This window comes from Burkholderia sp. LMG 13014 (assembly GCF_905232215.1).
GTDB lineage: Bacteria > Pseudomonadota > Gammaproteobacteria > Burkholderiales > Burkholderiaceae > Burkholderia.
In genome coordinates this window covers 1-10058 of record NZ_CAJNKE010000191.1, presented here as the reverse complement: position 1 = coordinate 10058, position 10058 = coordinate 1, and the positions used below count along the sequence as shown (strand labels likewise).

Here is a 10058-nt window from a genome sequence, read left to right as displayed (position 1 = left end):
AGCCGGCAACGCGGTTGGCGGTGCGACGCATGCGGTCGGTTCGGCAGCGGGCACGGCGAAGGATGCCGCCGCATCGGCCGTCCACTCGACGAAATCGCACGTGAAGCACGTCGCAGGCACGGCAAAGAGCCACGCGCAAGGCGCGGTGTCGACGGCGGGCGATGTTGCCGGCGGCGCGAAGGCGAAGGCCGGTGAGGCGCTCGACGGCGCGACGAACTCGGTGCAGGGTGGCGCATCGGTCGGCCTGAAGGGTTCGGCGTCGGCACAAGGTGGCGCGCTGTAAGCGTCACGCTGCCCGACACGGCCCGGCCCGCTTCGATGCGGGCCGGGCTTTTTTATTGGCGCGCGGCGCGCCGTTCTTCGCATCCTCGATACAGGGATGCGTCGGCGTTCGCCGTCGATCCGGCGACGCGACACATACGGGCGCGTTGCCCGATGCCCACCGGCACGGGCCCGCAACGGGCGGCGTGCGCACCCCCTGCCCATTGCCCGCCCACCATGCTTAAATAGCGGGGCTCCCGGTTGGTTGCCCGGTCGCCGCGATCGCGGCGCCGGCCGATACGGGTATGCATGTCCGATCGACATCGTGACGACAGACGACACCAAAACGCCGTTCCGGCCAGCCCGGCGCGGCCCGATAACATTCCGAGGCCTCACGTCATGACCCTTCTGTTCCGTCTTCTCGCGCTCGCCTGCGCGCTCTGGCTGGCTGCCTGCGCAGCGTCGCCCCCGCCGTCCGCCAGCACCCGTGCGTCCGCCGCCGCACCGGACGCCAGCGAACGCCATGGGCTCGGCACGGCGTGGGGCGAGTCGGTTCGATCCGAAACCCGCCAGGTCGATTTCGAACGCGCGAATCCGGCGAAGCCGACGGATCTCGCATCGGTCTACTACAACGATGCGTTGCCCGGACACCTGCCCGCATCCCAGGTTAGCCGGTTGCCGACCCGCGTCGCGCTCGCCAACGGCGACATCGCGCTGTCGTTCACGGACGAAAAGGGCGCGCCGCTGCGTCTGGCGCGCAGCGACGGCCGCTGGCACATGGCGGGCGTCGAAGGTTCGCGCTACATGATCGTGCTGCGCAACCAGGGACGCCGCACGTTCGAGGTCGTGTCGAGCGTCGACGGGCTCGACGTGCTGTCGGGGCGGCCGGGCAGTTATACGAATGGCGGTTACGTGCTGTATCCGGGCCGCACGCTGACGATCGAGGGCTTCCGCAAGAGCCGCGACGAAGTCGCCGCATTCCGCTTCGCGGCGGTACCCGACAGCTATGTCGCGAACTCGAAGTATGGCGATGCCGCGAACGTCGGCGTGATCGGCGTCGCATTGTTCGCGCAAAAGGAGAACGAAGAGGAGGCGCTGCGCCGCAACGCGAATCCGTTCCCCGGCAATGACAACGGCTATGCACCGCCGCCGGTACCGCGCGGGGAGTGACGGCACGTCGTGGATCGGTCGCGTGCGTCGTGACGAACGACGCACGCGGGGCGATCCTGAATCGGCGCTGCCCGAACGACCTGCTGACGCATACGATGAACTTCACGACAATCCTGCGCGATTCATGCGGACTCGGATCAGCCCGACGAAATCGATGGTGTTGAAGCTCGCGGCGCTGGCGCTGCTGGCCTCGCATGCCACCGTTGCCTCCGCCGAAACGCCGGCGCCCGAATCGGTGCGGCTCGCCAACGGTCACGAGATCGAATGGGTGCGCCCGCGGTTGTTCGAGGTCGATGCCGCCCACCACCAGAAATCGGCACTGAGCGTGCCGGTGGAGCTCCGCCGTGTGTTGGCCGATGCATCGAGCGTCGCGTTCCCGTCGGACCGTTTGAAGCGGATCGACGGCAAAGACTATCTGCTGGTCGTCGTCAACCGCTCGTCGAACATCCGCCCGACCGGATATTGCGGCGCGGGCGAAGAAGGGGTGCTGCACGTGCTGGAACTGCACGGCGCCCGTGCGGTGCCGCGCTTCTCGCTGCCGGTTCAAAGCTGTATCGACTCCGTTTCGCTCGAAACCGATGATGGAGCGCAATCGCCGTACCTGGCGATCGCATGGCGCGACGACCCGGCCGGTATCGACATCCGGTGGGAATATCTCGCACGCGGCGGTGCCACGCATCGTTTTTATCGTTTCGTGAACGGCTCGTTTGTCGAGACCGAGGTTCCTCGGTGACACGGTCGCGTTGTGGCACGATGGCCGTTCGAATGCGCATCGCGTGATTCCCCACCTACCGGATCGACGGAGAGCCTCATGTCGTTACCCGCTTTCAGGTACCATCCCGACCCGCTGGCAACGGGCAGCGTGATCCGCTCGGACGCGCGCTGCGTCTGTTGCGGCGCTGTGCGCGGTTACGTGTACGCTGGCCCCGTGTATGCGGTCGACGAGTATGAGCAATGCATCTGCCCGTGGTGCATCGCCGACGGCTCGGCGCACGCGCGGCTCGACGCAGCCTTTACCGACACGTACGGCATCGGCGGTGGCGAATGGGACGAAGTGCCCGACGCGGTCGTCGACGAAATCGCCCGTCGCACGCCGGGCTTTCAGGGCTGGCAGCAGGAACGGTGGTGGACGCATTGCGGCGATGGCGCGCAGTTCATCGGCCGTGCAGGCGCCGGCGAACTGACCGCGCTCGGCCCGCAGGCAGTGGCGTCGATTCGGGAGTCGACCGGACTCGACGAGGGCGGCGAGTGGGAGCGTTTCTTTGCCGCACTCGACAAGGACGGCTCGCCGACAGCGTATATGTTTCGCTGCCTCCATTGCGGCGGACTCGGCGGCTACCAGGATTGCGACTGATGGCCTGGCTGGCGGCATCGCACGGCGATCGCAAGCCCCATCGTCATGAAACAGAGGAATCTTCGTGAAGTTCATCCACGCGGCAGACATACACCTTGACAGCCCGTTGCACGGCCTGAGCGCGTACCCCGATGCGCCGGCCGCGCAGTTGCGCAACGCGTCGCGCGAGGCGCTGCGGCAGCTCGTGGATCGTGCGATCGAAGAGGAAGTCGCGTTCCTCGTGATCGCCGGCGACCTGTACGACGGCGACTGGAAGGATCACAACACGGGCATCTTCTTCGGCCAGCAGATGGGGCGCTTGCGCAAGGCCGGCATCCGCGCGTTCGTCCTCGGCGGCAACCACGATGCCGAAAGCGAGATGACGAAGAAGCTGACGCTGCCCGACAACGTCACCGTGTTCGGCCACCGCAAGGCGGAAACCCACACGCTGCCGGAATTCGACGTCGCGCTGCACGGGCAGAGCTTCAAGGACAAGGCGGTCGTCGACAATCTCGCGATCGGCTATCCGGACCCGGTGCCCGGTTACTACAACATCGGTGTACTGCACACGGCGCTCGAAGGCTATGCGGCGCACGCGAACTATGCGCCGTGCACGCTGGCCGAACTGCACGCGAAAGGCTACGACTACTGGGCGCTCGGCCACGTGCACGAATTCCAGCAATGGTCGGGGCCGTCCACGGTGGTGTTTCCCGGCAACCTGCAGGGCCGCCATATCCGCGAGACGGGCCGCCGCGGTGCGGTGCTCGTGACAGTCGAGCCAGGCCGCACGCAGGTCGAGCGTCTGTATCTCGACGTGCTGCGCTGGGAAGCCGTGTCGGTCGACGCGTCCGATTGCCTGACGGTTGCCGACCTGTCGAGAAAGATCGGCCAGTCGCTGGAAGCGCTGCTGACCGTCGACGGCCACGTGCCGCGCGCGGTGCGCGTGACGGTCACGGGGCGCACGCCCGCGCACGGTCTCTTCTTCGGCCGCGCGCCGCAGTTGCGTGCGGAGGTGCTGAACCAGATCGGCATCATCGGCAACGAGCGGCTGTGGCTCGAGAAGGTCCGGCTCGCGACGTCCGCGGCCGATCATCAGCCAGGCGAAAGCGAGCAGCTCGAAGCGCTGGAGGACCTGAAGCAGATCCTGGCCGACGCCGCGCGCGATCCGGATTTCCTCGAACTGCTTGAACGTGACCTGAAACCGTTCGTCGGCAAGGTGCGCAGCGACGTGAAGGAAGAGGTGCCGTTGTTGACGATGGCGCGTGCGGGCGAGCTCACGGCGCTCGTCGAACAGGTCGGGCCTGCTCTGCTCGCGCGGCTGGCGAGGGGGGAGTAAGCGATGCGGATCAATCAGCTCGATCTGATCAAGTACGGCAAGTTCACCGACGAGACGCTGCGTTTCCCGTCGGCCGGCGAGGATTTCCATGTGATCGTGGGGCCGAACGAGGCCGGCAAGTCGACGATCCGCACGGCCGTGTCGGAACTGCTGTTCGGGATGAAGCTGCAGACGCCGCTCGATTTCCTGCACAGCACGCCCGAACTGCGGATCGGCGGCGTGCTGGAGAGCGGCACGGGCGAACTCGCGTTCCACCGCGCGCGCGGGCGCAGTCCGCTGCGCACACCCGCCGACGACAAGCTGCCCGACGACTATCTGGCCGCCATCCTCGACGGCGCCACGCGCGAATTCTTCGAGCAGATGTTCGGGCTCGATCACGGGCGTCTGGTCGACGGCGGCCGGAGCATTCTCGACGCCTCCGACAAGCTCGGCCAGGTGCTGTTCGAATCGGCCGCCGGTGTCGGCAGTCTCGGGCCGGTGCGTGAGGAGCTCGATGCGCGTTCGGTCGAGCTCTGGGCGCCGCGCCGCAGCGGCAGCGCGTTTGCACTCGCCGAATCGTCGTTCAACGAAGCCGTGACCGAACTGAAGACGGTCCAGGTGCGCACGCGCGACTGGGTCGAACGCAAGGACGCGCGCGAAGCGGTCGAACAGCAGATCGAGCAGGCGCGCGCCGAACAGCGCCGGCTCGAAGCGCTGCGCTCGAAGCTCGAGCGCGTCCGGCGGCTGGCGCCGTATCTGAAGGAGCTGACGGTCAAGGACGCGGCGCTGGCGGAACTGGGCGCGGTCGTCGAGTTGCCGCCCACCGCGTATGCCGATCTGCTGAAGGCGCAGGGCGATCTCGCGGCTGAACAGAAGGTGCTCGAGGAACGGCGTGCCGACCTGCTCGCGAAACGGCAGGCGCGCGATGCGATCGACGCCGATGCCGACACGCTGGCGCTCGAAGCCGACATCGAGGCGCTCGATCGGCTGCGCGGCGCGTGCATGAATCACGCGCAGGATCTGCTGCTGCTCGGCGCGGACGTCGAGCGGCACCTGTCCGCCGCGTGTGCCGCGGCCGCCCAGCTCGACTGGCCGACGGACGAGGTGTCGCTGCGTGCGTCGCTGCCGACGGCACTGTCGCTGAAGACCGTTGCAAACCTGTTGCGCGAACACGGCGCGCTGCATCAGGCGCTTGCCGGCGCGCGCGAATCGCTCGACGAACGCACGCGCGAGCTTGCGCAGGTGCGGGAACAACAGGCGCGCCTGTCGACCGTCGATGTGCCGGAAGCGCTGCGTGCGGCGCTGGCCGATGCGCAGGGCTTTCGCAACAGCGGCCAGCGCGAGCAGGCGCTCGAACATGAAATTGCCGCTGCCGAAAGCGCGCTGGCTGGGGCACTCGATGCGCTCGGCCAATGGCGCATGCCGGTCGATACGCTGAGGGCGCTCGACGTACCGTCGGCGGCGCGGCTCGGCGCGCTGCTGAAGGAAGATAGTGAACGCGCGAGCGCGGCCGCTGCAGCACGCGACGCGCGGGACGGCGCGCTCGAAGAGCTCGAGCGGCTTGAACTGCAGGAGAAGCACTTCGCGGAGAACCACAAGGTCGTCACGACAGCCGACGTGCTGGCGGCGCGTGCACGGCGCGACGGCGCATGGGGTGATATCCGCAATGGCGTGGTCGATCTTGCAACGGGCGCACCTGCGGTCGACGACGCGATTCGCCTTGCGGACGAGCTCGTCGATGCGCAGCTCGGCGCAACGCAGGCGGCGGCGACGTTGCAGTCGCTGCGTCAGCAGGTCGAGTTTGCGCGTGCCGGCGTGACGCGCAGGCAGGCCGCGCTGGACGAGCGCGAGCGTGAGCTCGCCGTGCATCGCGACGCATGGGCCGTGCTTGCGACGACGGCCGCGGTGCCCGGCATGCCGCTGGCAGCGATGGGCGACTGGCTTGCGAAACGCGACACGGTGTTCGCCGCGCAGGCCGATCTCGACCGGCAGCGCCGCGAATTCGACACGATTCGCGCCGCACGGGCCGGTGCCGAAGGCGCATTGCGCACGGCGCTGCGCACCGTGTCGCGAGGCGGCGAGTCGGACGGCCTGGCGGCGCTCGTCGCGAGCGCCGAGACCTTCGTACAGTCGGCCGAGAAAGCGCTCGCGCAGCAGGACAGCCTCGAGGACCGCGCGCGGGAAGCCGAGCGCGGGTGTGCGACGGCGCAGTCGCGCGCCGGCCACGCGCAGACGGCCTACGATGCGTGGCACACGCAATGGCGCGACGCGCTGGCCGACGCCAAGCTGTCCGCGAGCGCGGCGACGCTGGCCGCGGTGGAAGGGGCGCTCGGGCTCGCCAACGCGGTGACGGCCGAACTGGCCGACGCCGACGCGCCGCGCAACCGGATTGCCGCGATCCGCGCGGAGCTGACCGCACTCGAAGCGGGCGCACGGCGGCTTGCCGAAGCGCTCGCACCGGAATGGCTGACGAGCGGCGACTGGCCTGACGTCGCGCGCCGGCTGACGATGCGCCTCGCGGCCGCCCGGGAAATTGCACGTGCGATTGGTCGTGCCGACGAGGCCGTGCGGCAGGCCGACGGCAAGATCGCGGATGCGGCCGCCGCAGTGGCTGGCGCCGATGCACGCATTCAGCCGCTGCTGCAACTGGCCGGCGTCGCGTCGATCGACGTGGCGCTGCCGCTGGCCGAACGCTCGGATCGCCAGCGCCAGCTTCGGCAGGCAGTCGATGCCGCGCACGAGGCACTGGTGCGCGATGGCGACGGCCTGTCCCGGTCTGCCGTCGAAGCCGAAGTCGCGGAGCAGGACATCGTCGACGTACCGGTGCACCTTGAAGCGGTGAAGCAGTCGCTCGGCGATGTCGGCAAGCGGCTCAACGAGCTTTCACAGCAGCAGGTCGTGGCCGATCAGGCGTTCGGTGCGATCGATGGGCAGGCGAATGCCGCCGTTGCCGAGTCGAAACGGCAGGAAGCGCTGGCGGCGATGGGCGATGCAGCCGAGCAGTATCTGGAGGCGGCCACCGCGAGCCGGTTGCTGAAGTGGGCGACGGATCGCTATCGCGACCAGAAGCAGGGGCCGATGCTCAGGCGCGCGGGCGAAATTTTCGCGGGGCTCACGCTGGGCGAATTCGCGCGGCTGACCGTCGATACCGAACGGACGCCGCCCGCACTGTATGCACGACGGACGAAGGGCGCATCGGTCGAGGTCGCGGGGTTGAGCGAAGGAACGCGTGACCAGTTGTTCCTCGCGCTGCGAATCGCGGCGCTGGAGCTGCAGCTCGGCAGCCGGACTGCGCTGCCGTTCGTCGCCGACGACCTGTTCATCAACTTCGACGACGCGCGCGCGAAGGCCGGGCTCGACGCGTTGCGCGATCTGTCGACGCGAACCCAGGTGCTGTTCCTGACGCACCACGACCACCTGCTGCCGCTCGTGAGAGATGTATTCGGCGCGCGGGTCAACGTGGTCGAGCTGCAGCGCGCGCCGGTGGGCGCGAGATGCGCGGCCTGCGTGAATGCCGGCGCACGGGCAGGTTCATCGCGAACAGGTAGTATGTGCGGTTCCGAAATACACGCGGCCGGTTCTGCCGGTCGCGGGTCAGGCCACACGAGGGGGGAATATGAAAAAGCTGGTAGCCGCCATCGCGTTCGCGGCGGACAAGCATCGCAATCAGCGGCGCAAGGACGAAGATGCGTCGCCGTACATCAATCATCCGATCGCGCTCGCCGACGTGCTGGCCAACGAGGCCGGCGTCGAGGACGAGCGTGTGATCGTCGCGGCGGTGCTGCACGACACGGTCGAGGATACCGAGACGACCGAGCAGGAACTGCTGAGGCTGTTCGGCAAGGACGTGGCGGACATCGTGATGGAAGTCACCGACGACAAGTCGTTGCCGAAGGAGGAGCGCAAGCGCCTGCAGGTCGAGCATGCAGCGACCATCAGCCGGCGTGCGAAGCTCGTGAAGCTGGCCGACAAGATCTGCAACCTGCGCGACATCGCGCGGCATCCGCCCGCGGACTGGCCGCTCGAGCGCAAGCAGGCGTATTTCGACTGGGCAAAGTCGGTCGTCGACCCGATGCGCGGCGTGCATCCCGGCCTCGAGGCGATCTTCGACACCGCCTACGACGCAAGGCCGGCGGACTGAGGCGCCTGCATGCGATCGGCCCGCTCCATCGGATCCGCCGCGCGGCAATCGCCGGTCGTGGCGGGCGTCGATGTGGGCGGCGAAAAGAAGCAATGCGATCTCGTGATCCTGCGCGGAACGACGGTCGTTTGCCGCGAGGCGCAGATCGCGCCCGAGGCGGTGCCTGCGCTGTGTCTCGCCCATGACGTCGTGGCCGTCGGTGTCGACGCACCGAGCCTGTGGTGGACGGGGCGCGGGCGTCGGGCGGCAGAGCAAGCGCTCGCGCGCGAACGGATCTCGTGCTTTCCGACGCCGTCGCGGGAGCAGGCGGTCGCGAGTACGTCTGGCTTCTTCGACTGGATGTTCATGGGAGAGCGCGTCTACCGCGCGCTCGCGGATGCCTATCCGCTGCTGACCGGCGCACGCTATGCGGGCGGCCGCACGAGCTTCGAAACCTATCCTTATGCGATCACCTGCGCGATGCTGGGCAAGGCCGTGGCGTCCGCGAAGCAGAAACGCAACCAGCGCCGGCAATTGCTGGAGCGGCTGGGGATCGACGTGTCGACGCTGAAGTCCGTCGATGCGCGCGACGCGACCCTGTGCGCATTGACGGCGCAATACGTCATCGACGGGAGTGCGCACGCGTATGGTGATGCGGAGGGCGGATATATCCGCGTGCCGATCGTGAACGAGACGATCGTGCTCGACGCACCGTAGCTGTGTCGCGCGGCCCGGGCCAGGGGCGTAGCGAAAAGGTGAGCTTTTTCGGGAGGGCGGCGGCCGGTGTGTCGACGAAGGTGTCAGGCGGCGACTGCCGGCCGGCAAGCATCGGGATGGCTGTCGCACACGACGTGACACCGGTGCGCGATGCGATCCCGAGCGGCGCTGCTCAATCCTCGAGGATGGCTTTCGGCACGCTGGCCAGATCGCAGGCTTGCGCCTGCTCGAAGTAGCCTTCGGCATCGTCGATCATCACGACTGCGACGTCGATCAGCTCGTCGAGCCGTTGCAGCAGCGATTCGCGCCACTCGATGTCTTCGTCGCGCTCGGGCGTCTTGTCCAGTTGCTCGATGATCGAGTCGGCCGTCTGCAGGAAAGGAATCGCCTGCTGATAGTTTTCGATCGAGACCATTGCCGCGTTGCGTGCGCCGACGAGTCGCTCGCGGTGCTCGTCTGCCAGTTCGGATTCGCCGCTGATTCGCGGCAATACATCCGAGATGCGTTGCAGAAGCGGTGGAGCCTGTTCTTCCAGGATGATGGCGCGCTCGCGCAGCGCTGCATATTCGTCGCGAAGGTCGGCGTCGCCGGGTTGAGTGGTGCTGTCCATCGTGGATATGAGTGCGTGGTTCGGTCGCGGCATGATACTCGACGGCACCGGATTCCTTGCCCGTTCCGCAACCTCATATATAGGGGGGGGGGCGACGGGCATACGTCACATCAATAGAGGGCGGCTCGCGTCGCGATGGGCGGCCCGTCGAGCCCCAAGCCCCCGTGCGCGGCAGCGCACGGGGGCTTTTTCAAAATATTTTCACAAAGGGGCTTGCGTAGTTGGGGGCGGGTGCTTAGAATCACGCCTCTTTCGCGCTAACGGAAACGCGGCGCGGAAGAGGGAAGCAGGGTTGGCGGTGTGCTGCAGTCTAGAGCGCGCAACTGGCCTGGAAGTTGAGCCCCGCAGTCGCAACGAAGTAGTTTAAAAAGTTGTTGACGAAATGCGAAACACGGTTCATAATCTCGCTTCTCTGCTGCTGAAAACGCAGCGCTGCTGAGAAACACGAAGTTCCTCGCAGAAACGCTCTTTAAAAATTAACAGCCGATAAGTGTGGGCGCTTGATGGATGCGAGCTGATCCTCGGATCAGAT

General features: G+C 67.3%; 7 protein-coding genes and 2 pseudogenes. 8 read left to right on the top strand and 1 reads right to left on the bottom strand.

Annotated elements, in window-relative coordinates:
* The 8 genes and pseudogenes from JYJ84_RS19265 to JYJ84_RS19230 all read left to right on the top strand — a co-directional run.
* Positions 1-283, top strand: a pseudogene (locus tag JYJ84_RS19265) (hypothetical protein); the annotation flags it as partial.
* 377 nt (positions 284-660) lie between these two features.
* Positions 661-1431: a hypothetical protein gene (locus JYJ84_RS19260; RefSeq protein WP_175223598.1), complete on the top strand. Its 771-nt coding sequence runs from the start codon at positions 661-663 to the stop codon at positions 1429-1431.
* Positions 1432-1591: 160 nt separating this feature from the next.
* Positions 1592-2164: a hypothetical protein gene (locus JYJ84_RS19255; protein WP_175223597.1), complete on the top strand. Its 573-nt coding sequence runs from the start codon at positions 1592-1594 to the stop codon at positions 2162-2164.
* 78 nt (positions 2165-2242) lie between these two features.
* The gene (locus JYJ84_RS19250; RefSeq protein ID WP_174962262.1) at positions 2243-2785 is read left to right on the top strand and encodes a CbrC family protein; all 543 of its coding nucleotides are present in this window, start codon (positions 2243-2245) and stop codon (positions 2783-2785) included.
* A gap of 64 nt (positions 2786-2849) precedes the next feature.
* The gene (locus tag JYJ84_RS19245) at positions 2850-4100 is read left to right on the top strand and encodes a DNA repair exonuclease (protein WP_175223596.1); all 1251 of its coding nucleotides are present in this window, start codon (positions 2850-2852) and stop codon (positions 4098-4100) included.
* Positions 4101-4103: 3 nt separating this feature from the next.
* Positions 4104-7571: pseudogene (locus JYJ84_RS19240) on the top strand (AAA family ATPase); the annotation flags it as partial.
* 124 nt (positions 7572-7695) lie between these two features.
* Positions 7696-8220 carry an HD domain-containing protein gene (locus JYJ84_RS19235; RefSeq protein ID WP_122950278.1) on the top strand — a complete coding sequence of 175 codons (525 nt, stop codon included), beginning with the start codon at positions 7696-7698 and terminating at the stop codon, positions 8218-8220.
* A gap of 9 nt (positions 8221-8229) precedes the next feature.
* Entirely contained in the window at positions 8230-8916 is a 687-nt protein-coding gene (locus tag JYJ84_RS19230; RefSeq protein ID WP_175223595.1) for a DUF429 domain-containing protein, read from the top strand.
* 172 nt (positions 8917-9088) lie between these two features.
* On the opposite strand, the gene JYJ84_RS19225 is transcribed toward JYJ84_RS19230, so the two are convergent.
* Positions 9089-9559 (bottom strand): ATPase, encoded by a 471-nt coding sequence (locus JYJ84_RS19225; protein ID WP_089454113.1) that lies wholly within the window; start codon positions 9557-9559, stop codon positions 9089-9091.
* Positions 9560-10058: the final 499 nt, after the last annotated feature.